Source organism: Rhodococcus sp. NPDC056960 (assembly GCF_042674125.1).
GTDB lineage: Bacteria > Actinomycetota > Actinomycetes > Mycobacteriales > Mycobacteriaceae > Rhodococcus_F.
The window spans coordinates 169,939-193,396 of record NZ_JBHURF010000016.1; the positions used below are offsets into that span (position 1 = coordinate 169,939).

Consider the following 23,458-nt stretch of genomic DNA (forward strand, 5'->3'; position numbering starts at 1 on the left):
TGTGCAGCTGCCTTCGGTTCCCACCTCGACCCGCTCGCGGAGGGCCGCGTCCCTCGCCGTCCTCGGTCTCCTGCTCGTCCCGTTCCTCGCAGGTTGCCTGCGAGTGCAGGTGTCGATGGGCGTGTCCGCCGACGACCGGGTCTCCGGCCAGATCGTGGCCGCCGCCGTACCCGCGAACGATCAGGACAAGGGTCCCCAGCTCACACCCCCCGACTCGTTGTCGGACAAGGTGCGCATCCAGGAGTACAAGAAGGACGGCTACGTCGGCAGTCAGGCGTTCTTCAGCGACCTCACCTTCGGCGACGTGCAACAGCTCGGCACCATGTCGGAGCAGGCCACCGGCAGTTTCCAGATCTCGCTCCAGCGCACCGGCGACCTCGTCACCCTCGACGGGAAGGCCGATCTCAGTTCGGTGCCCGCGCAGGGCAGCGACGTGCAGTTCACCATCGCCTTCCCGGCCCGCGTCGCCACCACCAACGGCACCCGCGAAGGCGACTCCATCGTGTCGTGGAAGCTGCCCGCCGGCGACACCTCGACGATCCGGGCCGAGGTGCGCTACTCCGATCCCAGCACGCGCAGTTTCGCGGGATGGGCGGGCATCATGGCCGGTGTCACGCTGGGTGTCGCCGTGATCGTCGGGGCGCTGGCCTGGCTGGCCCGCAACAGGGACCCGGTGGCCGGCAGCGGTCGCACGAAGGACCATTCGGAGGTGTGACCTCCGCGTCGATCCCCCGCATCGTCGGGGCCGGTTCCCTGATCTCCGTTCTCGGGTTCGCCGCGGCGGCCACCAACCTGTGCCGCGCCCCCCGACTCCCCGCCGCGGCCGGCCCGATCAGCGAACCCGTCACCGTCTGCATTCCGGCCCGCAACGAGCGGGACCGGTTGCCGAACCTGATCGGCGACCTGCGGCGCTCGACCGGTGTCCCCGATCTCCGGGTGCTCGTCTACGACGACGCCTCCACGGACGGGACGGCCGCCGTCGCGGAAGCCGCGTGCGCGGCGGACCCCCGGTTCTCCGTGGTGCGGGGCACCCTGGACCCGCCGCCCGGCTGGGTGGGCAAACCCGCGGCCTGCCACCGGGTGAGCGAGCACGCCGTCACACAGGGCCGCGGCGGGCCCGGAATTCTCGTGTTCCTCGACGCCGACGTGCGGTTGCGCCCGGACGCCCTGGCCGCCGGGTGCGCCGCGCTGCGGGCGTCGGGCGCGGCCCTGGTCTGTCCGTGGCCGTTCCAGCAGGCCGGATCGGCCACGGGGGCGCTGGTACAACCGCTGCTCGCGTGGTCGTGGGCGGCGACCCTGCCCGTTCGCGTGGCCAACCGGTCGAGACGGCCGTCGACGGTCGTGGCCTGCGGGCAGTTCATGATCTTCGACACCGCCGCATACCGCGGGGTCGGGGGTCACCGCACGGTCGCGGACAGCCTGACCGAGGACCTGGACCTCGCGCGCGCGATTCGCCGGCGGGGTCTGCCGTCGGAACTGTTCGTCGCCGGTGCAGCCGCATCGTGCCGGATGTACGACGACGCGCGCGCTCTACGCGCCGGTTACGACCGCTGGCTGTGGACCGCGTTCGGCTCCCGCATCGGCGCGGCCGCGGTACTCGGTGTGGCAGGTGTGGCGTACGTCGTGCCCGCGGTCGCCCTTGCGGCGGGCCGGGGACGGGTGCGCCGGTGGGGGGCGGTGGGATATCTGGCGGCGACGGCCTCCCGGCTGTGCGCGCGCGCTCTCGAGCGTGGCGACCGCCTCACCGTCGCCGACGTGGCCGGCGCGTGCGCGCACCCGGTGTCCGTTGCCGCGGTCACGGCACTGACGGTGTCGTCGCACCGCCGTCACCGTCGCGGGCGCACCCGGTGGAAGGGCCGGACTCTCAGCTGACCGGGGTCGGCGTGACCGGGTGCGGAGCCGCGACACCGGAGCCGACCTTGTCGCCGAGCCGGGCCAGCACCTCGCTGGTGGCGCGGGCGAAGTTCAGGGTGATGAAGTGCAGACCCGGGGCACCCTCCGCGATGAGCCGTTCACTCATCTCGGTGGCGAGGTCGATGCCGATCTCCCGCACGGCGGCGCGGTTCTCCTCCGGACCGTCCCCGGCTGCCGTGGCGAGCCGCTTCTCGAGGTGCGCCGGGAGCCTCGACCCCGACAGTTCGAGCATCCGGCGAACCGATCCCAGCGACGTGATCGGCATGATCTCGGGGATGATCGGCTTGGCGCCCTGCTCGGGGTCGTACGCCGACACCCGGTCGCGCAGGCGCAGGTAGTCGTCGACGTCGAAGAACATCTGCGTGATGGAGTACTCGGCGCCGGCCCGCAGCTTCGACACCAGGTACCGGGTGTCGTGCGCGAGGTCGGGTGCGCGGTAGTGACCTTCCGGGAACGACGCCACACCCACGTGGAAGTCGCCGAGGTCACGCACGAGGCGGACCAGCTCCTCCGCGTACTCGACGCCGTCCGGATGCTTCTGCCATTCGCCGAGCGGGTCGCCGGGCGGGTCGCCGCGCAGGACCAGGATGTTGCTGATGCCGCGGTCGGCGTACGCCCCGACCATCGACCGCAGTTCGTCGACGCTGTGCGACACGGCCGTGAGGTGCGCGACCGGGAGCAGCGTGGTCTCCTCGGCGAGCTGGCCGGTGACGCGAACCGTGCGGTCGCGGGTCGACCCGCCGGCGCCGTAGGTCATCGACACGAAGGCCGGACCCATGCGTTCGAACTCGCGGACCGCACGCCACAGACGAGCCTCGGCGGCCTCGTCGCGAGGCGGCGAGAACTCGACGGAGAACGGGACCCGACCGTCGCCGGACGACCGGATCCGGTCGACGATGGACGGGGTGCGGGTGACCCAGCCATCGCTGGCCCGCCCCCGGACGGAATCGAATGTCACCCGTCCAGCATAGGTATTGCCCGGGGCAATGCACCCACTGCGTCTCCGTGCGCGGCCGGATCCGGGCATCGGGCCTCCCCGGTGGATGCCCACTATGGTGGTGTCGACGCCTGTCGCCGCTCTCGGCGCGCACGCGAGAATTCGATCCTGGAGGCCACCCTGTCCGTTGGAACGCGCCCGGCCGCACTCGCGGCCGACGTCGAAAATGCGCTTCGCGACTTCTTCGCCGGCCGGCGGTACCTGGTCGATGCCGTGGGCGGCGGCTACCGTGACGCCGTCACCACCCTCGAGGACTTCGTCCTGCGCGGCGGCAAGAGGGTGCGCCCGGCCTTCGCCTGGACCGGCTGGCTCGGGGCGGGCGGCGACCCCCGGGGTCCGGACGCCGAACCGGTTCTCCGAGCCTGCTCGGCGCTCGAACTGGTGCAGGCTTGCGCACTGGTCCACGACGACATCATCGACGCCTCCACCACGCGCCGGGGGTTCCCCACCGTCCACGTCGAGTTCGAGGACCGGCACCGCGCCGGCGGGTGGAGCGGTGATTCCGCTCACTTCGGCGAGGGCGTCGCGATCCTCCTCGGCGATCTCGCCCTGGCCTGGGCCGACGACATGATCCGCGACTCGGGCATCACCCCGGAGGCCTCGGCCCGGATCTCCCCCGTCTGGTCCGCGATGCGGACCGAGGTGCTCGGCGGACAGTTCCTCGACATCAGCAACGAGGCCCGGGCCGACGAATCGATCGACGCGGCCATGAAGGTGAACCGGTACAAGACCGCGGCGTACACCATCGAACGGCCACTGCATCTCGGCGCCGCACTCGCGGGCGCCGACGACGCCCTCGTCGCGGCCTACCGCCGATTCGGCACCGATATCGGTATCGCCTTCCAACTCCGCGACGACCTGCTCGGCGTCTTCGGCGATCCGGCCGTGACGGGGAAGCCCTCGGGCGACGACCTGCGGGCCGGTAAGCGCACCGTCCTGTTCGCGATGTCCCTGCAACGTGCCGACGCCGACGACCCCGCGGCCGCCGAGCTACTCCGCAACGGGGTCGGCACCGACCTCTCCGACGCGGACGTGGACACCCTCCGGACCACGATCACGTCGCTCGGCGCGGTCGCGGACGTGGAGAAGCAGATCGAGGAACTCGTCGGAAATGCGCTGGCGACGCTGACGGCGAGTACCGCCACCGACGAGGCGAAGCAGCAACTCACCGAGATGGCCGTCGCCGCGACGCGCCGCGACTACTGAGGTCGACGATGGCTCGCGCGCTCCGGACGGTTCCCGGCCGGACCGATCATGTCGTGGTCGTCGGGGCCGGTCTCGCCGGGCTGTCGGCCGCGTTGCACCTCACCGGGTCGGGGCGGCGCGTCACCGTCCTCGAGCGGGAATCGTCACCGGGCGGCCGGGTGGGCACGTACCGGGGCCCGGGCTACGACATCGACAACGGCGCCACCGTGCTCACGATGCCCGCACTGGTCGGTGAGGCGCTCGCCGCGGTGGGCGCGGACTTCGAGTCCACCCGCCCCGCCCTGGTCCTCGAACGGCTGACCCCGGCGTATCACGCGCGGTTCGCGGACGGATCCTCGCTGGACGTGCACTCCGACCCGGACCGGATGGTCGACGAGATCGGCCGGGTGTGCGGGGCGGACGAGTCGGCGCGGTACCTGCGGCTGCGGCGCTGGCTGGGCCGGATCTTCGACGCCGAGTACCACCGCTTCATGGACGCCAACTTCGACTCACCGCTCGATCTCGTCGCGTCCCGTGCGGCGGCGAAGGATTTGCTGAAGCTCACCCTGCTCGGCGGGTTCGGCAAGCTCGGCGCCCGGGTCGACCGCACGATCACCGATCCGCGGCTGCGCCGGATCTTCACGTTCCAGGCCCTGTACGCCGGGGTCGCGCCTGCCGACGCCCTCGCCGTGTACGGCGCGATCGCCCACATGGACACGTCGCTCGGCGTGTACTTCCCGCGGGGTGGGATGCGCTCGATCGCGCTCGCCCTCGCCGACGCCCTCACCACCGCCGGTGGCGAGATCCGGCTGGGCACCGAGGTCGCGGCCGTCGAGAAGTCGGGTGACCGCGTCACCGCCGTCGTGACCGCGGCAGGTGAGCGCATCGACTGCGACGCGCTGGTCCTCACCCCGGACACCGCCGTCGTCGACGAACTCCTCCGCCCGGTGACCCGCCGGACCCCCCGACGGGTGCGGGTGTCGCCGTCCGCCGTCGTGTTGCACGGGACGGTCCCCACGGCGGTGACGTCCCGCTGGGCCGCCCGGCGGCACCACACCATCGACTTCGGTGACGCGTGGGCGCGCACGTTCGCGGAGATCACGGCGCGCGCGGGACACGGTCGGCTCATGACGGACCCGTCGCTGCTGATCACGCGGCCCGCAGTCTCCGATCCGGGGCTCGTCGTCGACCGCGCGGGCACCGCCTCGGAGCCGGTGTCGGTGCTGGCGCCGTGCCCGAACCTGCACAGCGCGCCGCTCGACTGGTCCTCGCTGACCCGCCCCTACGTGGACGAACTACTGCGCGAACTCGAGACGCGCGGCTACACCGGCATCGCGGAGCATTTCACGGTCGACCACGTCGACACCCCGCTCACCTGGCTCGGCAAGGGCATGGCCGCCGGCAGTCCGTTCGCGGCGGCGCACGTGTTCCGGCAGACCGGACCGTTCCGGCGTCCGAACCTGGTCGACGGCCTGGACAACGTGGTTCTCGCCGGTTCGGGCACCGTTCCGGGCGTCGGAGTCCCCACCGTCCTGCTCTCGGGAAAGCTCGCGGCGGCGCGCATCACCGGGGCCGCCCCCGCACGAAGTGCGAAATTGGTCCGGAAAGCACGAAGTGCGGGAGGATAGGGCGAGGCGTGGCGAAAACTGGCGCCGACAGCAATTAAACTGGGTCCTCGACCATGCGAAGCGCGCGACGACGAGCGCTCCGAACGCAACCGAACTCACCTCGGGGGAGGAATCTGCACTCATGACGTCCTCTGCCCCGCAGGCGACCGTCGCCGCTGCGACGACCACGCCGCAGCGATCGTGGCCACAGACCACGGCCGACTTCCTCCGCAGCCCGGAAGGGCACGCCGCGATCCTCGGTTTCGCAGGCGCCGTGATGATCACGTTCGGTGGTTTCGGTGCCGGCAGCGTCCGCCGCGAGGACCCGCTTCTCGAGGCGATGCACCTGTCGTGGCTGCGATTCGGTCACGGCCAGATTCTGTCGACCGTCATCGTCTGGGTGGGTGTCGTCGCGATGATCGCGGCATGGGTGCGGTTGGGCCGTGCCACCCTCGGCGGAAACGTGAGCCTGCGGCAGCTGCGGATGATCGTCCCGGTGTGGACGGCGCCGCTGCTGCTCGCGGTGCCCATGTTCAGCCGGGACGCCTACTCCTACCTCGCGCAGGGCGCGCTCCTGCGGGACGGGTTCGACCCGTACGCCGTGGGTCCGGTGGTCAACCCGGGGGTCCTCCTCGACAACGTCAGCAATGTGTGGACCACCACCACGGCGCCGTACGGGCCGCTGTTCCTGCTCCTCGGTCAGGGCATCACGGCACTGACAGGCGACAACGTGATCGCCGGGACGATGCTGCTGCGCGTGACGATGCTGCCCGGGCTCGCGCTGATGGTGTGGGGGGTTCCACACCTCGCCCGCCACCTCGGCGGAAATCCGGCGATCGCGCTGTGGCTCGCCGTGCTCAATCCCCTGGTCCTCGTCCATCTCATCGGCGGTGTCCACAACGAACTGCTGATGGTCGGCCTGATGATCGCCGGCATCGCCCTCGTCCTGGAACGCCGCCACCTCGCCGGCATCGCCCTCGTCGCGGTGGCGGTCGCGATCAAGGCGACGGCCGGCGCCGCCCTCCCGTTCATGGTGTGGATCTGGATGGTTCACGAGAAGGAGAGGGCCGAGGCGGAAGGGCGCCCGCCCGCGTCACCCCTGGCGTCGTTCGCGAAGACCGCCGGGGCCGGATTCGCGGTGTTCGTGGCCGTGTTCGCGGCCGCCTCCGCCGTCGCCGGGGTCGGGCTGGGCTGGATGACCGCGCTGTCCGGTTCGAACAAAATCATCAACTGGCTGTCACTACCCACGATCCTCGCCCACATCGTGACAGTCGGAACGTCGTGGTTCGCGGACCTGCGACTGGGTGAGGTGCTGGCAATCACCCGTCCGATCTGCGCGGTGGCGCTGGTCGCGATCGTGCTGACGGTCTGGTGGCGGTACCGGAAAACCGAGCGTGACGCGATACTCGGCATCCTCATCGTCCTGGTCGCGATCGTGATCCTCTCGCCCGCGGCGCTGCCCTGGTACTACTCGTGGCCCATCGCCATCGCCGCCGGCTTCGCGCTGTCGACGCGGACCCTGATGGTCCTCGTCGGGTTGTCGACCTGGTTGATGCTGGTCTTCCAGCCCGACGGGTCGATCGGTCTGTACACGGTGGCGCACGTGGCGCTCGCGACGTTCGCCGCGGTCGTCGCGGCCGTGTCGCTGCGCACCGTCGACCCGCTGCGTCTGCGCACACCCCGGCCTCCCGAGGGCGTGCGCACCTCCGACCTCGCAGGTGCTGCGTCGTCGCCCGGCATCGAGTGACCCCTCGATGACCGAACCCGCGGACAGTTATCGGTATTGCGGCGCAGTGACGGCGGAGCACGGGCGGACATACCACCTCGCGACGCGACTTCTTCCCGAACGCCGCCGGCACGCGGTGCACGCCCTGTACGGTTTCGCCCGCACGGTCGACGACATCGTGGACGTCGATCCGGGCCGGACGGCCGGGAACTGCGCCGCCGAACTCGATCGGATCGAAGACGTCCTGCGGCACGGGTTCACCGATCGGACCGCGCCGGCGCCGGAGTCCTGCACACCGGAGATGCTGCGCGTGCTCCCCGCATTCCTCGACACGGTGGCGGAGTTCGACATCTCCCGCGACTACTTCTTCGCGTTCCTGGACTCGATGCGGATGGACGTTCCCGGGACCGCGGCGCATCGTGCCGAATACCGCAGCATGACCGAACTCCGGACGTACATGTACGGGTCGGCGGTCGTGATCGGGTTGCAGATGCTCCCCGTCCTCGGAACCACCGGACGGGTCGAGGACGCGGCGCCGCACGCCGCGGCGCTCGGTGAGGCGTTCCAGTTGACCAATTTCCTCCGCGACGTCGGCGAGGATCTCGATCGGGGCCGCGTCTACCTGCCCGCCGACGAACTGGCGGCGTTCGGCGTCGACACCGACCTTCTCGTGCACTGCCGCCGCAGCGGGACCACGGACCGGCGCATCGTGCGGGCCCTGGCGCACCTGATCGCGATCACCCGATCGGTGTACCGGGACGCGGAGCCGGGCATCGCGATGCTGGACCGGCGGGTGCAACCCGGTATCCGGACCGCGTTCGTGCTGTATTCGCGCATCCTCGACGAGATCGAACGCGGGGGCTACCGGGTTCTCGACCGGCGCGCCACCGTGGCCCGGAGAAATCGGTGGGCGACGGCGCTACCCCAATTCGCCCGGCTCGCGGTGCCTGCCGGAGGTCGGTCGCGGTGACGGGTGGTCAGAATCCCATCGCCTGAGCCCGGCGGATCACCTCGCGGGCGAGGTGGCCGTGCAGTGCCTGCACGGGGGTGCCCGGCAGGCTGTCGTCCTCACGGAACAGCCACAGCAGGATTTCCTCGTCGCTGAACCCGCCGTCGTGCAGCACGGCGATGAGGCCGGGCAGCCATTTGACGGTCTCGCCGGCGTCGTCGAAGAAGAGTTCGGGAACACCGAGGACGCCGTCCCGGCGCACGGCGATCAGCTGCTGATCCCGCAGAAGCTGCTGCACACGGGTGACCGCCACACCGAGATTCTTCGCGACGTCCACCAACTGGAGGAGCGAGACGGAAGGGTCCAGGACATCGTCACAGTAAGGGATGGCACTCACTCCCCTAACGTTATCTGGTCGCCTCCTGCGTGGCGCTACCGGTCGGTGTCGCTGGCTACGATTGAGGGGCGCGTGGCCGGCTGCGCGCACCCACGGGGAAACGGACACTGTGCACGATGGAGGTCAACGTTTGATCGGCGAGCTGCTCGACCGGCGCTATCGGGTGGATGCCACGATCGCGCGTGGCGGCATGTCCACCGTCTACCGGGGGCTCGACACGCGTCTCGACCGTCCGGTGGCCATCAAGGTGATGGATCCGCAGTTCGCGGCCGATCCGGCGTTCGTCTCGCGGTTCGAGTTCGAGGCCCGGTCGGTGGCGCGACTCAAGCATCCCTCGCTCGTCGCCGTCTACGACCAGGGGCACGACGGCGATCATGCGTTCCTGGTCATGGAACTCGTCGACGGTGGGACGCTGCGCGAACTCCTGCGGGAACGCGGGCCGATGCCCCCGCACGCGGTGGCCGCGGTCGTGGGCCCGGTTCTCGACGCTCTCGCCGTCGCCCACCGGGCGGGTCTCGTGCACCGCGACGTCAAGCCCGAGAACATCCTGATCTCCGACGGCGGCGAGGTGAAGATCGCCGATTTCGGTCTGGTGCGGGCGGCCGCCGCGTCGAACGCCACCTCGAACAGTGTGATTCTGGGCACGGCGGCGTATCTGTCGCCGGAGCAGGTGACGTCCGGGATCGCCGACACCCGCAGCGATGTCTACTCCACCGGCGTGCTGTTGTTCGAACTTCTCACCGGACGGACGCCGTTCACCGGGGACACGTCGTTGTCCGTCGCCTATCAGCGGATCAACCAGGACGTTCCGCGGCCGGGATCGTTCATCGCCGGTGTCCCGCCCGAGTTCGACGAACTCGTCGCCGAGGCCACCCACCGGGAACCGTCGCACCGCTTCGCCAACGCCGAGCAGATGGGCACGGCGTTGCGCAGCATCGCGGCGGCGCTCGACCTGCCCGCGTACCGGGTTCCGGCCCCGAGGCGCTCGGCGCAGCATCTGAGCGCCGCGGCCGCCGCGAGCGCGCCTCCGCTGGGCCCACCGCCGGGCCATCTCGCACCGCCCACGGTGCACCTCCCGCCCGCCGCGCCGCTGTCGCCGCCCAGCCCGCTGCCACCGCAGCCCGGTGTCCAGCACACGCGGGTCGTCACCACCCAGACTCCGCGCCCGCCGATCGACGAACCGCAGTTCGCCGTGGAGGACGAGCCCGACGACGGCTACCACTTCCCCGATTTCGCCGCCGAACGGCAGCGGTCGCGCCGGACCACGATCGTGTGGCTGCTCGTGATCCTGATGCTCGCCGTGGCGGTGGGCGTCGGCGGCTGGTGGATGGGCTCGGGCCGGTACACCGCGGTCCCGACCACCGACGGCCTCGACCGTGGTGCCGCCGTGACGGCACTCGACGCGGCCGGACTGTCGACGGAGATCCGCGGGCAGTACTCCGACACGGCGGCGCTCGACACGGTGCTGGGGACCGATCCCACCGGCGGGTCGCGGATTGCCCGCGACGGCACGGTGGCGCTGCTCGTGTCCCTGGGCAGACCGACCGTCCCGCCTCTTCCCGCGGGCGGCGAACGCGCGGGGATCGAGCAGGAGCTGCGCAACCGCACGTTCACCCCGGTCGACGGAGGTCAGGCGTTCAGCGCGAAGGTCCCGATCGGTGCGGTGGCCGCGCTCGATCCGGCGCCGGGCACCGAACTCGCAACGGGCTCCACCGTCAAGCTGATCGTCAGCAAAGGCGCACCGCCGGTGGACGTTCCCGACGTGAAGGGAATGTCGGAGGCCGAGGCGCGAGCGTCCCTGGAGGCGGTCGGCATCGTGGTGCAGGACGTCACCAGCGACTTCGACCGCACCGTGGCGGCCGGCGACGCCATCGCCACCGATCCGAAGTCGGGCACCCGCGTCACGGCGGGGACCAGCGTGACGCTCAGCGTGTCGAATGCGGTGCGGATGCCGTCCATGCTCGGCCGGACGGTCGGATCGGCGCGCGACGAATTGAGCCGGCTCGGACTCGACGTGAAGGTACGTCAGGTGACCGACACGGACCGCTCGTTCGTGATCAGCCAGAACCCGGGGAGCGGCGACCTCGTGAGGCCCGGGAGCACGGTCACCCTCGTCTCACTGCCCTGACCCCGCAGGTGCAGGGCAGTGAGTCCGCCGACGGTGTGCTCGCTCAGCCGCGAAGCATCTCCGCGACGAGGAAAGCCAGTTCCAGCGACTGCTGGGTGTTCAGGCGCGGGTCGCAGGCCGTCTCGTACCGACCGGACAGGTCGAGGTCGGAGATGTCCTGTGCGCCGCCGAGGCATTCGGTGACGTTCTCACCGGTGAGTTCCACGTGGATGCCACCCGGGTAGGTGCCCAGTCCGTTGTGAACCTCGAAGAAGCCCTGCACCTCGTCGACGATGCGGTCGAAGTGACGGGTCTTGTAGCCGGTGGACGCCTCGTGGGTGTTTCCGTGCATCGGGTCGCACTGCCAGATCACCTGGTGTCCGGTGGCCTGCACCTTCTCGATGATGGGCGGCAGCATGTCGCGCACCTTGTTGTTGCCCATGCGCGAGATCAGGGTGAGGCGGCCCGGCTTGTTGGTGGGGTCGAGGCGTTCGACGTACTCGACGGCCATCTCCGGTGTGGTGCTGGGTCCGATCTTCAGTCCGATCGGGTTCGACACGAGTTCGGCGAACGCGATGTGCGCGCCGTCGAGTTGACGGGTGCGGTCGCCGATCCACAGGAAGTGCGCGGACAGGTCGTACAGCTTGGGGTGATCGTCGTCGTTGTCGAGGCGCAGCATCGCGCGTTCGTAGTCGAGGACGAGCGCCTCGTGGCTGGCGAAGATCTGGGCCTGCTGCAAACTCGGGTCGGTGACACCGCAGGCGTTCATGAACTGCAGGCCACGGTCGATCTCCGCGGCGAGCGCCTCGTAGCGGGCACCGGCCGGCGACGACGACACGAACTCGCGGTTCCAGTCGTGCACCTTGTGCAGATCAGCCATGCCGGCACCGGTGAGCGCCCGGACCAGGTTCATCGCGGCGCTGGCATTGGCGTACGCCCGGACGAGCCGCGACGGATCGTGGGCGCGCACGGCCTCGTCGGCGACGAGGGAGTTGATCATGTCGCCGCGGTACGACTGCAACCCGAGGGCGTCGACGTTCGACGACCGCGGCTTGGCGTACTGACCGGCGATGCGGGCGACCTTGACGACGGGCAGGCTCGCACCGTACGTCAGGACGACGGCCATCTGCAGCAGCGTGCGGATGTTGCCCTTGATGTGGGGCTCGGTGTTGTCGGCGAACGTCTCGGCGCAGTCGCCGCCCTGGAGCAGGAACGCCTCGCCCCGGGCAACCTGGGCCAGCTTCGCCTGCAGGGCCACGACCTCGCTGGCCACCGTGATCGGCGGCACGCTCTCGAGGACGGTCCGCATGGCGGCGGCCTGACCCTCGGGCCACTGCGGCTGCTGCGCAGCGGGCTTGGCCAGCGCCGCGTCGAGTTGCTCACGCATCTCGTTGGGCAGCGGCGGGAGTTCGGGCAAGCGGTCGATCGGCACGTCGACAGTCCAGTTCACCCATACAGGATATTCGCTCGACACGAGCGTTGGCGAGTCAGGTCACCGGAGTGACCGCGCCGCCCGAACTGCCTCGAACTTCGCCAGGTTGTGCCGGGCGTCCGCGAGGGCGTCGTGAGCGTCGCCCGGTGCAGGTGGCAGCGCCGGGCTACCGTGCTCCTCCCAGTACTGGCGCAGTTCCCGCGTGTACCGGGGCAGCGACTGCGGGAGCTCGGTCATGTCTCCCCACAGCTGGCACAGGGCGACGTGATCGTAGGCGGCCACCCAGGCCCACAACTCGGGGACGATGCCGGGCCGGGGAATCAGGAACGAGTAGAGGTCGTCACGGATCCGCGCCCGGCTCTTCCAGAGTGGCGACGACGGCTGCGGCAGCTTCGGCAGCACGTTCCTGCGCACCCACTTGCCCGCGCGCTCGGGATCGAACTCGGTGGACACCGCGTAGAATTCACGTCCGTCCTCCGCGACCACCCCGATCGACACCAGGTCGATCGTGCGACCATCCTCGATGAACTCGCAGTCGTAGAAGTAACGCACGCCCGCAAACTATGCCTCACCCGTTGGCGTCAACCGGATCCACCCCTACCTCGTGAAGGAGGCCTTGGTGAGCGCACCCTCCGACGGTCGACAGTCCGCCGTCCCCGACGCGGACCCGCTCGACGCCCCGCGGACGCCCCTGCATCTGCGTGCCGGAGGATGGGCGATCCGCCTCCTCGTGCTGGCCGGTCTCGCCGTCGGATTCGCGTACAACCTGCTCGGACTGCCGGGTCTGCGGCCGTTCGGCAGCTACTACCGGCTCGATCTCGACGTCTATCGCCTCGGCGGTGCGGTGTTCCTGCACGGTCCGACCCTGTACGGGTCGATGCCGGCCACTCAGATGGGCAACTTCCTGCCGTTCACGTATCCGCCGCTCGCCGCCGTCGTCTTCAGCCCGCTGTCGACGGTGTCGCTGGCGACGGCCGGGACCGTCGTGACGGCGTTGTCGCTGATCGCCCTGTTCGGTGTGCTGGTGGTCACTCTCGACTCGCTGGGCATCTCCCCCCGCACCACGCTGGTGTGGACGGTACTCGGTGCGCTCGCGGTGGCGCTTGCCCTCGAACCCGTCTCGTCGACCCTGGACTACGGGCAGATCAACATCCTGCTCATGCTGCTGGTCACGGCGGACTGCCTTCCGAAGAAGACGCCGTGGCCCCGTGGTGTGCTGATCGGCCTGGCGGCGGCGGTCAAGCTGACGCCGGCAGTGTTCATTCTGTTCTTCCTGGTGCGCAAGGACTTCCGCTCCGCCGTCGTGACCGCGGCCGGCTTCGCCGCGTTCAGCGCGGTGGGCGCACTCGCGACGTGGAAGGACTCCGTCACCTACTGGACGCAGACCCTCTTCGACTCCGATCGGATCGGCACGCCCGCCTATCCCGCGAACCAGAGCATCACCGGAGTGCTGGCCCGGCTCGGTGTGAGCGATGCGGCGCGGACGCCGATCTGGTTGCTGCTGAGCGTCCTGGTGCTCGCGCTCGTGGTGCTCGCGATGGTGCGGGCACTGCGCGCCGGCGAGACCGCGCTCGCGCTGGGCCTCAATGCCGTTCTCGGACTGCTCGTCTCACCCGTGTCCTGGTCGCACCACTGGGTGTGGGCGGTGCCGGTCGTCCTCGTGCTCGGGATCCTCGCCTACCGGCGCCGGAGCGCCCTGCTGGCGGTCACCGCCGTGGCCGGCGTCGTGATCGTCAAACTCGCCGCACACTGGAAACTCGGAGTGGGGCGCTGGAGCGGCACCCACTGGAGCCTGTGGGACCAGTTCCTCGCGTCGTCGTACGTGTGGTGGGGACTGTCCGTGGTGCTGGTCGCGATCGTCGCGTTCCGCACCCGCCCCGCACAGACCGACGAGGACGGCGATCGGTCGGAAACCTCCGACGATCTCACCGTCCCCGTCGGCTGAGAGTTCCGCTGCGTCAGCTCGCCCGGGTGTCCGGCAGTCGTGTGACATCGGTCGCCGGTGTGACGTCGGCCACCGCAGTCGGTGCCGGGGCGTCGGCGGTAGGTGCCTTCTTCTTCAGCGTGGCCGCGTAGATGTCGACGTATTCCTGCCCCGACAGCTTCATCAGCTTGTACATCACCTCGTCGGTGACGGCCCGCTCGACGAAACGGTTGCCGCCCATCCCCTCGAAGCGCGAGAAGTCGATCGGCTCGCCGACCCGGATGGTGACCTTCGCGGGACGCCACACCCGGGAGCCGATCGGGTTGACCTTCTCCGTTCCGATCATCGCCACCGGGATGACCTTCACACCGGATTCGAGGGCCATCCGCGCGAGGCCGGTCTTGCCCTTGTACAGGCGTCCGTCGGGCGACCGGGTGCCCTCCGGGTAGATGCCGAGCAGCTTGCCCTGCGAGAGGACACGCAATCCGGCGTTCAGTGCGTCCTGTGCGGCGTCGGCGCCGGTCCGGTCGATCGGCACCTGCCCGACCACCGAGAAGAACCAGCGCTGAAAAGCGCCCTTGAGTCCAGTCCCGGTGAAATACTCACTCTTGGCGAGGAAGGTGATTCTCCGCGGAACCCGCAACGGCAGGAAGAAGGAATCCAGCACCGCCTGATGGTTACTCGCCAAGATGGCTCCGCCCTCGGCCGGAATGTTCTCCGTACCCTCCACGGTCGGCCTACCCAGCCCCCAGAGAACCGGCCCCAAAAACACGTACTTGAAGAGCCAGTACCACATGGCGTCCCTCCCGTTCACAACCCAAGCTTCGTTCGGGTCGACTCTACTTCGGGTGGGTGAGGGCCGCTACACACGGCCTGAGAGCCCGCACAGCATCACATCTGCGGGTTTACAGCGATCGGCCGCGCGTCAACCTACCCGATCGGGTAGGACGGCTCTCGCGAGTTCCGCCGCTCCGATCATGCCCGCCGCCTCCCCCAGCTGGGTCGGCCGGATTCGGGCCAGCGGGCGGTGCCCTGCCCCCGTCGTCAGGGCGGCGTAGTTCTCGCGGGCGTCGTCGATGAACAACGGCGAGGACGTCGCGACTCCGCCCGCGATCACGACGAGATCCGGGTCGTACACGTCACCGATCAGCGCCAGGCCCACCCCCAGCCAGTGGGCGAAATCCCGCATGGTCTCGAGCGCCAGCGGATCACCGTCCTGGGCGGCGCCCGCGATCCGCCTGCCGGTGAGGACACCGGGATCGACGGCGACCTCCCGTGCGAGGACGGTCGACGTGGCCGGATCCGCGGCCAGACGTTCGATCGCGGTGTCGACGAGGGCCGTCCCGCTGCAGTACCGCTCCCAGCAGCCGTGCTTGCCGCACGCGCAGGGACGACCGCCCGGGACCACCTGGATGTGCCCCAGCTCGGGGGCGACGCCGTGGCTGCCGCGGTACAGCCGGCCGTCCGCGAGCAGCGCCGCGCCGATGCCCGTGCCGATCGCGAGCATCACCACGTTCCGCCCGCCCGCCGCCGCACCGAACCGGTGTTCGGCCCAGGCCGCCGCGTTCACGTCGTGTTCGAGGATGACGGGCAGTCCGAGACGCTGCCCGAGGTCCCTGCCGACCGGCGCACCCACCCACGGCAGGTGCGGCGCGAATCGCACCGTCGTCCGGTCGGGGGTGATGAACCCGGCGACGGCGAGCCCCACCGCGGCGACGTCGTGCCGGGCAGACAGCTCGCGGACCGCGCGGTCCAGTCCGTTCTCGAGGGCCTGCGCCGACGCCGGGGTCGGCGACTGCAGAGAATCGAGCACGTCACCGGCCGAATCGACGACGGACGCACGGATGCTGGTTCCCCCCACGTCGATGCCGATGGTCAGCGCCGAACTGCCGTTGCGTTCGCTGCCCGCGCCTGTACCCATGAAGATGATTGTGCCCATGCCGGATCGCTGCCGTGCACGAGTCGGGCGATCCGGCCCGCGTCGGGGCGCTCAGTGCTTGAACGTGACCGTGATCGGCTCGAACGCCGAACCGCCGTCGGGTCCGGACGTGCCGCCCCCACCGCCCGGGCCGGGTTCCGGCGACTCGGGACCGCCGGGGCCCGGGGTGTCGTGCACGCGGTGCTCGTCGAGGATCTGCCGCAGAACCGCGATCAGAACGGACGCCTGGCCGGCGACGAGGGTCACGAGATCGTGCTGCTCGCCGCGGATCAGCGCGGCGAGCGCGCACACGGGGCACCACGTGCATCCCGACCACTGCCCGGTCCCGGGGGGCGCACCTGCCGCCTCCGCCTGGGCGTGCGGTGCCGCGGCGCGCTGCAGTATCGGCTCCAGACGGTCCAGGGCGGTGTCGGCCAGCGCCCGCAGCTCCGCGATCAGCTGCGCGTGGTCGTCGTTCATACCGGCCACACCTCTGGGTCGGGTGTGAAGCGCACGACGAGATCGCTGCCGTCGAGTTCCGCGCCCGCGACGACGCACCGGCGCAGGACCGAGGCGAGGCGCACCCGCCGGCGCACCCCTTCGGCGCCCACTACCAGGTCGTCGTCCACCCGGCCCAACGTGAGAGTCGACGGGTTCACGAGCGGAAGATACATCCGCATCGTGTACACAGAATTCACACCGGCCCCCGATTCCAGCCCCACCCGCACCGCAGGTGGGTTCTTCCCCAACACCGCCACCGCGTCCGTGTCGTCGGCATACAACTCCCGCGCGATACCGCCGAGATCGGCCAACCCTACCGGCTCCGTCACCGACCGGGTCACCGTGAGGATCACCGTGGCGCCCGCGGAGGCGGTCAGCTCGGCGAGCACCCGCTGCTGCAGGGCTCGCCGCCGGATCAACCATGCCACACCGGGGTCGTCGTGTCCTGTCGGCGAATCGAATTGTGGCAGTAGGTTGTTCACGAGGATCGCGTCGATGCGCAGGCCCGACAGCGCGGCCGCCGCCACGGTCCGCCGCGTCTCCGTCAGCACCACCCGCTCCGGCGTCGTCACCAGTCGCACAGTGGTTTTCGCGCGGTCCGCGAGCATGTCCCGCACCTCGCCGACAGCGGACACCACCTGTTCGATCAGCGTCACCAGCATGACGAGGCGGGGATCGGAACCGAGGAGCGCCGCGATCCGGCGATGCTGCGGCCACACCCGTTCGACGTACTCGAGAGTCATCGCCGGCGCCGCGAGCGTCCGAAGACTGTCCGCGGTGGGCGGGCAGTCGACCACCACCGCGTCGTACCGACCCTCGGCGGCGAACCGGACGATCTCACGCAGCCCCAGTACGTCCTGCACGCCGGGCAACCCGGTCAGTTCCTCCGGTTCGAGTGCGGACAGCTGGGCACCGTGGTCGTGCGTGCCCGCGGCCGCGAGAACCGCTGCCAGGCTCCGGAATCTGTCTTCGAGCAGGGCGAGGGTGTCGAGTTCGAGCACGTCGAGGTCGCCGGTGACCGACACCACGTCGCGGGCGGAGCCGATCCCGAGCACGTCGGCGAGAGAATGTGCCTGGTCGAGCGAGACGAGGAGAGTCCGGTGTCCCGCCTCCGCTGCCGCCTGTGCCGTCGCAGCCGCGAGCGTCGTCTTTCCGACGCCCCCCTTCCCTACGAAGAACTGGACCCGCGCAGGTCCGGCACCACCCTCGCTACTCAGCCTTCCACCCGCTTCTTGAGTTCCTTCAGCGCGGTATCGGTGATCGCCTTCTCCGCCTTGCGCTTGAACAGGCCGATCATCGGAATGGTCAGATCCACGGTGAGCTCGTACGTCACGATGGTGCCGCCGTCCGGGTCGTCCTCGAGCACGTACGAACCGAACTGCGACTTCTGGATCTCACCGGACTCGAGTTCCCAGCTGACGGATTTGCCGTCGGGCGCCCAGTCGTACCGGAGTACGTAGGTGTCCTTGACCATGCCCGCGTCGAGCACGAAACGAACCCGGTCGGCCCGGCCGTTCTCACCGGGTTCGATGATCTCGACGGATTTCGCGGCCGCCACCCACGCGGGGTAGGCGTCGAAGTCGGCGATCACATCCATCACCCGGGCGGGCGGCGCCTCGATACTGATCGACCTCTTGGTCCTCTCGGGCATGGAGTGAACGCTTCCTTTCGCCTGGCCGACCCGCTCGTCGATCGCGGGGCCACACCGTTACCGATTACGTATGTCTGGGTTGTGCCCGACTATCACACACGATTCCGGCGCCCGGACACAATGCCGGACCTCACCGACGACCCGAACGGCATCAGGACGGGGGTTCTCCGGCGGCGCGCCCCGCCTCGAGTTCCTTCTTCACCTCGAAGGACATCACCTTGCCCTCGACGCGCCTGCGGCGGTTCAGCGCGGCCAGATCCGGGCTGCCCTCGCCGCGGGCGGGTTCGGCGTGGAGGAAGTAGTGGACGATGGCCCCGTCCAGCACCGGTTCGAGCCACACTTCCATCGTTCCGGTGAGGGGACCGGCCACGGTCCAGCGGATCCCCTTCTCGGCCCGGTCCTCGCGGACGGCGAGGGTGAGGTCGGGCCACCACCGGCGCCAGCGGGACGGGGACGCGATCGCCGCCGCGACCTGCTGCGGCGGGGCCGCGATGAACGTCTGGTCTGCGACCTGGATGCTGCTCACGGCGACTAGCTTCACATACCGGCACACCCGCCGGTCGCGGGGTTCCGCGGCGCCCCGTCGGACGTGGCCACAACCACGCTACTTCGGCCAGGACGCGGACACCCCAGGCGAAGGTCTAAAGTTGGGCCAGACAATCCTACTCGCCAGTATCTTCAGTGTCGGAGGTTTTCGTGCCCGAGTTCAGCGCGCCCCAGTCGTTCACGATCGCGGAGGACGCGTCCGCGGTCGACTCGGTGTTCGCCCACGCCGCGGCCGACCCGACGCTGGTCGTGTACAAGCGCAAGATCGGCGGCCGGTGGACCGACGTCACGGCCGCCGACTTCGCGGCTCAGGTCACCGCCGTCGCCAAGGGACTCATCGCCCTCGGCGTCCGGCAGGGTGACCGGGTGGCACTGATGTCGGCCACGCGGTACGAGTGGCCGCTCGTCGACTTCGCCATCTGGGCGGCCGGCGGCGTCACCGTCCCGATCTACGAGACGTCCTCCGCCGAGCAGGTCCGCTGGATCCTCGAGGACTCCGGCGCGATCGATCTCGTCGTCGAGAACGCGACCCATGCGGCCACCGTGAAGGCCGTGGCCGCCGACGCGACCGCGCTGCGGGGCGTCTACCAGATCGAGGCCTCGGACGGCGGCCGCGGCGTGGTCGAGGAACTGACCGAACTGGGCGCGGGTGTTTCCGACTCCGATGTCGAGGCCCGCGTCTCCGCGCTGAAGTCGAGCGATCCGGCTACGCTCATCTACACCTCCGGCACCACCGGCAGGCCCAAAGGCTGCCAGCTCACCCACTCCAACCTCATCGCCGAGTCCAAGGGCATCCTCGATTCCAGCCTCGGCACCCTGCTGAAGACACCGGGCGTCAGCACCCTCATGTTCCTGCCGATGGCGCACGTCCTCGCCCGCGCCGTCAGCATCGCGTCGTTCGACGCCGGCGCCGCGCTCGGCCACACCAGCGACATCCCGAACCTCGTTCCCACATTCGGCGAATTCCGCCCCGACTTCATCCTGTCGGTGCCACGCGTGTTCGAGAAGGTCTACAACAGCGCCCGCGCGAAGGCGCACGGCGAGGGCAAGGGCAAGATCTTCGACGCCGCCGCCGAGACTGCCGTCGCGTGGAGCGAGGCTCAGGACCAGGGCGGGCCCGGGATCGTACTCAAGGCCAAGCACGCACTGTTCGACAAGCTCGTGTTCTCCAAGCTGCGGACGGCCCTCGGAGGCAAGTGCCAGCTGGCGATCTCCGGCGGCGCCCCGCTCGGCGCGCGCCTCGGCCACTTCTTCCGCGGCATCGGCATCACCATCTACGAGGGCTACGGCCTCACCGAGACGTCCGCGGCGTTCGCGGTCAACACGATCGGCGCACAGAAGGTCGGGTCGGTCGGCAAGCCCCTGGCGGGGAACTCCGTTCGCATCGCCGACGACGGCGAGATCCTGCTGTCGGGACCGGTGGTCTTCAGCGGCTACTGGCGCAACGAGAACGCCACCGCCGACGCGATCGACAACGGCTGGTTCCACACCGGTGACCTCGGATCGGTCGACGCCGACGGGTACATCACCATCACCGGCCGCAAGAAAGAGATCATCGTCACAGCGGGCGGCAAGAACGTCTCCCCCGCCCAGCTCGAGGATCACCTGCGCGCGCACCCACTGATCAGCCAGGCCATCGTCGTCGGCGACCAGCAGCCGTTCATCGGCGCGCTCATCACCATCGACGCCGACGCCCTGCCCGCGTGGAACGAACGCAACGGCAAGCCCGCGGGCACGAAGGTCGCGGATCTGCTCGCGGACGCCGACCTCACGGCCGAGATCGACGAGGCCGTCGCGGAGGCGAACAAGCTCGTGTCGCACGCCGAGGCCATCAAGAAGTTCCGGGTCCTGCCCGTCGACTTCACCGAGGAGACCGGCGAGCTCACGCCGACGATGAAGCTCAAGCGCAACGTGGTGCACGACACCTTCGCAGACGACATCGCGGCCATCTACGCAAAATAAGTGCCCTTCGGGCTCGTGAGTACGTGTCAACCGCGGGCGGTTGACACGTACTCACGGGCCGAGCAGATGCTGGAGTTTGGCGGCGAGCACGTCCCACCGCCACTCCGCCTTGACCCAGTCCCTGCCTGCGGCGCCCATCGCGGCCGCGCGATCACGATCCGACAGCACCGAGATCACCGACCGCGCCACCTCCGCCACCGAGGTGCCGTCGACCACCATCCCGGTCTCGTTCTGCCGCACCGTTTCCGGAGCGCCCCCGGACTGCCCGGCGATGACGGGGACACCGGTCGCCGACGCCTCGAGGAAGACGATGCCGAGGCCCTCCACGTCGAGTCCGGCGCCCCGCGTGCGGCAGGGCATCGCGAACACGTCGGCGATCGTGTGATGGGCCGCCAATTCGGCCGACGGCACCGTTCCCGTGAACACGACGTGCTCCTCGACCCCCACCGACCGCGCGAGCGACCGCAAGCGGTCCTCGTAGGGTCCGCCGCCGACGATCACCAGCACCGCGCCGTCGATGTGTTCGCGAATACCCGGGAGCGCCCGGATCAGGATGTCCTGCCCCTTGCGCGGCACGAGACGCGACAGGCACAGGACCGTCGGCCGCTCTCCCAGCCGGTAGCGGGCCCGCAGTTCCGTCCGCGCCCCGCTGTCCGGGGTGAACCGGTCGGTGTCCACTCCGGGCGGCAGGTGTTCGAGCGCGGCACCCGCGCCGAATGCGGAGGCGAATCGGCCACGGGTGTAGCGGCTCACGTACGTGACGACGTCGGTCCGGGCGCCGATGCGACCGAGTGCCTGGCGGGCAGCGGGCAGCATCGACCAGCCGACCTCGTGGCCGTGGGTGCTGGCGATCACCCGTTCCGCCCCGGCACGCCGCAGCGTGGGGCTGAGCAGCGCGAGCGGGGCTGCTGCGCCGAACCAGACGCCGGTGCAGTCGTGTTCGGCGAGCAGCTTGGCCGCGCGGCGCGCGACGAACGGTGTGGGCACCATCAGCGTGGTGGGGTGCCGGACGACCTGAAACGGTTGCCGCGCATCGAACTTGATGTGCGAGTCGCCACGCCAGCGCGGAGCGTAGACGACGAGATCGTCGGCGGGCAGGTGCTTGGCGAAGGTGTGGAGGTACGACTGAATTCCGCCGGGTCGCGGTGGAAAATCGTTCGTCACCAACAGGGTTCGGCGCATGTGATCACCGTAGGCGGTTCGCGGTGCGGTTGCGGACGCAGGGTCACCCCAGCCGGGCGCGCACCCAGTCGGTCCAGCGGTCCCGGAACTGTTCCGCGTCGACGCCCAGGACGTCGGACAGGCGCCCGTCCACGGTCTCCGGGTCGGCCTCCCCGACCGCCAGCGTCCGGTACAGCTCCGTCAGCCTCGATTCGCCGTACTCCTCGGCGACGAACGCGTTGATCGACCAGGCCGTCTCGTAGGCGACGGAGCCGCGTGCGCCGTATCCGGAGAAGTCGGTGTCGTCGGGAAACTCGGTCGGCGCGCCCTCGGCCCCCACCTGCGCGGTCAGCGCGGGTGCGATCTGCCGAACGGGCTCGCCCGTCCCCCGGTATGCCGCGTACTCGGCGTAACCCTCCAGAACCCACATCGGTGAACGGTCCACCGTCTCGGCACGCGCCGCCACGTGAGTCAGTTCGTGCCGCAGGATCGCCCGCCGGGTGACGTCGGTCAACCGTTCCGCCGACGCCGGGCTGAACACGATCCGTTGTCCGGAGACCGTGGCGGCGTCCGGGTCGACGGCGTCCGAGATCGCGACGGCGGCGATGTCGCGGCCGTCGTGATTCGGCCCGACGAGCGCCGTGAACTCGTCCTGGGATCCGGCGACCCAGACGAGCGCGCGGCCCGCCCACCGGGAGCCCCACAGCTGAGTGGCGTTGACGACGGCGGCCGGGAGTTCGGCGGCCAGCCGATCGACCATCGTGGCATTCTCCGGATGTCCGAGGACCACCGATGTCTTCCCGTCGCCGGTGTCGACGCGACGGGACACGACGGGCCCGAAATCCCACGGTCCGCGCCATGTCCGGCGCTCGTCGTCCGCGGTGGCGCTGTCACTGACGAGCGCCCAGCGGTCGCCGCGCCGCGCGACGACGAGCGCCACCGGTTTGCGGGTGGGACTCTCGTCGGCACCCGCGATCGCGTAGCGGAGTTGCACGACAGGCGCCCACACCTCGTCGGCGCCGAGCGCGTCCACGAGACCGGCGGGAACCACCGTCTCGGAACCACCCGCGATCTCGTAACCCCAATCCGAGAATTCCACCCCGGCGACGTGTGCAGCGCGCCGCGTCTCCGCCGCCAGGAAACCCGGCGCCGCGGCCTTGTCCATCAGACCCGGCAGAGCGGCCTCGTCGTTAGTGCGCACCGCCGACGCCCAGGTGTCGAGGAGTGCCTGCACCTGCGCGGTCCGCGACGCTTCGTCGGCCGGTGCGGCGCCCGCGGTCCCGTCGGCGCCGCGGTCGGTGTGCGAGAACCCGGTGAGCGCGAGGACGACGACCACGGCGAGGCCGAGTCCGGCCAGCGCCGCCCGCTCCCACGGGCGCGCCGGGCGGCGTGGGGTCGGATCCGTTGCGGACGACGGGTCTGATGCGGGCACGCCGGTGAGTGTATGAGCTCCCCGCCGCGCCGCTGTCGGACGGTCGCCG

The 23,458-nt window shown here is 70.1% G+C and carries 21 protein-coding genes; 9 read left to right on the forward strand and 12 right to left on the reverse strand.

Translation table 11 applies throughout. The features are described 5' to 3' along the window. Position 1: 1 nt before the first annotated feature. Entirely contained in the window at positions 2–715 is a 714-nt protein-coding gene (locus ACFTWF_RS25680; protein ID WP_378463971.1) for an LppM family (lipo)protein, read from the forward strand. Next, a complete protein-coding gene (locus ACFTWF_RS25685; protein ID WP_378463972.1) occupies positions 712–1,872 on the forward strand; it encodes a glycosyltransferase in 1,161 nt (386 codons plus the stop codon). The genes ACFTWF_RS25680 and ACFTWF_RS25685 overlap by 4 nt, the downstream gene beginning before the upstream one ends. Here ACFTWF_RS25685 and ACFTWF_RS25690 read toward each other — a convergent pair. Continuing rightward, the gene (locus tag ACFTWF_RS25690; RefSeq protein ID WP_378463973.1) at positions 1,865–2,872 is read right to left on the reverse strand and encodes a methylenetetrahydrofolate reductase; all 1,008 of its coding nucleotides are present in this window, start codon (positions 2,870–2,872) and stop codon (positions 1,865–1,867) included. The genes ACFTWF_RS25685 and ACFTWF_RS25690 overlap by 8 nt on opposite strands. A 147-nt stretch (positions 2,873–3,019) precedes the next feature. Between ACFTWF_RS25690 and ACFTWF_RS25695 the strand changes: the two genes are divergently transcribed. From ACFTWF_RS25695 to ACFTWF_RS25710, 4 genes are all read left to right on the forward strand, one after another. After that, the gene (locus ACFTWF_RS25695; RefSeq protein ID WP_378464015.1) at positions 3,020–4,117 is read left to right on the forward strand and encodes a polyprenyl synthetase family protein; all 1,098 of its coding nucleotides are present in this window, start codon (positions 3,020–3,022) and stop codon (positions 4,115–4,117) included. Positions 4,118–4,125: 8 nt separating this feature from the next. Beyond that, positions 4,126–5,724: a phytoene desaturase family protein gene (gene crtI / locus ACFTWF_RS25700; RefSeq protein WP_378463974.1), complete on the forward strand. Its 1,599-nt coding sequence runs from the start codon at positions 4,126–4,128 to the stop codon at positions 5,722–5,724. Between the two features lie 121 nt (positions 5,725–5,845). Further along, entirely contained in the window at positions 5,846–7,450 is a 1,605-nt protein-coding gene (locus ACFTWF_RS25705; RefSeq protein ID WP_378463975.1) for an alpha-(1->6)-mannopyranosyltransferase A, read from the forward strand. A gap of 7 nt (positions 7,451–7,457) precedes the next feature. Next, positions 7,458–8,399, forward strand: coding sequence for a phytoene/squalene synthase family protein (locus ACFTWF_RS25710; RefSeq protein ID WP_378463976.1), 942 nt, complete (start codon positions 7,458–7,460; stop codon positions 8,397–8,399). Positions 8,400–8,406: 7 nt separating this feature from the next. Here the strand turns inward: ACFTWF_RS25710 and ACFTWF_RS25715 are convergent, their stop codons facing one another. After that, a complete protein-coding gene (locus tag ACFTWF_RS25715) occupies positions 8,407–8,775 on the reverse strand; it encodes an Rv2175c family DNA-binding protein (protein WP_378463977.1) in 369 nt (122 codons plus the stop codon). A 109-nt stretch (positions 8,776–8,884) separates the two neighbouring features. Here ACFTWF_RS25715 and pknB point away from each other — a divergent pair, with 109 nt between their 5' ends. Beyond that, the gene (gene pknB, locus ACFTWF_RS25720) at positions 8,885–10,903 is read left to right on the forward strand and encodes a Stk1 family PASTA domain-containing Ser/Thr kinase (protein WP_378463978.1); all 2,019 of its coding nucleotides are present in this window, start codon (positions 8,885–8,887) and stop codon (positions 10,901–10,903) included. Between the two features lie 43 nt (positions 10,904–10,946). On the opposite strand, the gene ACFTWF_RS25725 is transcribed toward pknB, so the two are convergent. Together ACFTWF_RS25725 and ACFTWF_RS25730 are read right to left on the reverse strand one after the other, a co-directional pair. Next, complete coding sequence (locus tag ACFTWF_RS25725; RefSeq protein ID WP_378463979.1) at positions 10,947–12,332, reverse strand: class II 3-deoxy-7-phosphoheptulonate synthase; 1,386 nt, start codon at positions 12,330–12,332, stop codon at positions 10,947–10,949. A 42-nt stretch (positions 12,333–12,374) separates the two neighbouring features. Then, positions 12,375–12,866: a polyadenylate-specific 3'-exoribonuclease AS gene (locus tag ACFTWF_RS25730; protein WP_378463980.1), complete on the reverse strand. Its 492-nt coding sequence runs from the start codon at positions 12,864–12,866 to the stop codon at positions 12,375–12,377. A 67-nt stretch (positions 12,867–12,933) separates the two neighbouring features. On the opposite strand from ACFTWF_RS25730, the gene ACFTWF_RS25735 reads away from it, so the two are divergent. Then, positions 12,934–14,259, forward strand: a complete 1,326-nt coding sequence (locus tag ACFTWF_RS25735; protein WP_378463981.1) for a glycosyltransferase 87 family protein — start codon at positions 12,934–12,936, stop codon at positions 14,257–14,259. A 13-nt stretch (positions 14,260–14,272) separates the two neighbouring features. Here ACFTWF_RS25735 and ACFTWF_RS25740 read toward each other — a convergent pair whose 3' ends face one another. The 6 genes from ACFTWF_RS25740 to ACFTWF_RS25765 form a co-directional block, all read right to left on the reverse strand. Beyond that, positions 14,273–15,034 carry a lysophospholipid acyltransferase family protein gene (locus ACFTWF_RS25740; protein WP_378464016.1) on the reverse strand — a complete coding sequence of 254 codons (762 nt, stop codon included), beginning with the start codon at positions 15,032–15,034 and terminating at the stop codon, positions 14,273–14,275. A 129-nt stretch (positions 15,035–15,163) separates the two neighbouring features. Next, entirely contained in the window at positions 15,164–16,177 is a 1,014-nt protein-coding gene (locus tag ACFTWF_RS25745) for an ROK family protein (RefSeq protein WP_378463982.1), read from the reverse strand. Between the two features lie 51 nt (positions 16,178–16,228). Next, entirely contained in the window at positions 16,229–16,636 is a 408-nt protein-coding gene (locus ACFTWF_RS25750) for a hypothetical protein (RefSeq protein ID WP_378463983.1), read from the reverse strand. Then, on the reverse strand, positions 16,633–17,874 hold the full coding sequence (locus ACFTWF_RS25755; protein ID WP_378464017.1) for an ArsA family ATPase: 1,242 nt from the start codon (positions 17,872–17,874) through the stop codon (positions 16,633–16,635). Before ACFTWF_RS25755 ends, ACFTWF_RS25750 begins: the two co-directional genes overlap by 4 nt. Then, a complete protein-coding gene (locus tag ACFTWF_RS25760) occupies positions 17,871–18,308 on the reverse strand; it encodes an SRPBCC family protein (protein ID WP_378463984.1) in 438 nt (145 codons plus the stop codon). The genes ACFTWF_RS25755 and ACFTWF_RS25760 overlap by 4 nt, the downstream gene beginning before the upstream one ends. A 151-nt stretch (positions 18,309–18,459) precedes the next feature. Beyond that, a complete protein-coding gene (locus tag ACFTWF_RS25765) occupies positions 18,460–18,834 on the reverse strand; it encodes a polyketide cyclase / dehydrase and lipid transport (protein ID WP_378463985.1) in 375 nt (124 codons plus the stop codon). 170 nt (positions 18,835–19,004) lie between these two features. Between ACFTWF_RS25765 and ACFTWF_RS25770 the strand changes: the two genes are divergently transcribed. Then, positions 19,005–20,816, forward strand: a complete 1,812-nt coding sequence (locus ACFTWF_RS25770; RefSeq protein WP_378463986.1) for an AMP-dependent synthetase/ligase — start codon at positions 19,005–19,007, stop codon at positions 20,814–20,816. Between the two features lie 51 nt (positions 20,817–20,867). On the opposite strand, the gene ACFTWF_RS25775 is transcribed toward ACFTWF_RS25770, so the two are convergent. Both ACFTWF_RS25775 and ACFTWF_RS25780 read right to left on the reverse strand, forming a co-directional pair. Next, positions 20,868–21,998 carry a glycosyltransferase family 4 protein gene (locus tag ACFTWF_RS25775; RefSeq protein ID WP_378463987.1) on the reverse strand — a complete coding sequence of 377 codons (1,131 nt, stop codon included), beginning with the start codon at positions 21,996–21,998 and terminating at the stop codon, positions 20,868–20,870. Between the two features lie 43 nt (positions 21,999–22,041). After that, a complete protein-coding gene (locus tag ACFTWF_RS25780) occupies positions 22,042–23,409 on the reverse strand; it encodes a peptidase MA family metallohydrolase (RefSeq protein WP_378463988.1) in 1,368 nt (455 codons plus the stop codon). Positions 23,410–23,458: the final 49 nt, after the last annotated feature.

Coding starts and splice junctions, on each gene's coding strand:
- ACFTWF_RS25745 (WP_378463982.1), bottom strand. CDS start 16,177: ATGGGCACAATCATCTTCATGGGTACAGGCGCGGGCAGCGAACGCAAC.
- ACFTWF_RS25705 (WP_378463975.1), top strand. CDS start 5,846: ATGACGTCCTCTGCCCCGCAGGCGACCGTCGCCGCTGCGACGACCACG.
- ACFTWF_RS25775 (WP_378463987.1), bottom strand. CDS start 21,998: ATGCGCCGAACCCTGTTGGTGACGAACGATTTTCCACCGCGACCCGGC.
- ACFTWF_RS25740 (WP_378464016.1), bottom strand. CDS start 15,034: ATGTGGTACTGGCTCTTCAAGTACGTGTTTTTGGGGCCGGTTCTCTGG.
- ACFTWF_RS25710 (WP_378463976.1), top strand. CDS start 7,458: ATGACCGAACCCGCGGACAGTTATCGGTATTGCGGCGCAGTGACGGCG.
- ACFTWF_RS25750 (WP_378463983.1), bottom strand. CDS start 16,636: ATGAACGACGACCACGCGCAGCTGATCGCGGAGCTGCGGGCGCTGGCC.
- ACFTWF_RS25760 (WP_378463984.1), bottom strand. CDS start 18,308: ATGCCCGAGAGGACCAAGAGGTCGATCAGTATCGAGGCGCCGCCCGCC.
- crtI (WP_378463974.1), top strand. CDS start 4,126: ATGGCTCGCGCGCTCCGGACGGTTCCCGGCCGGACCGATCATGTCGTG.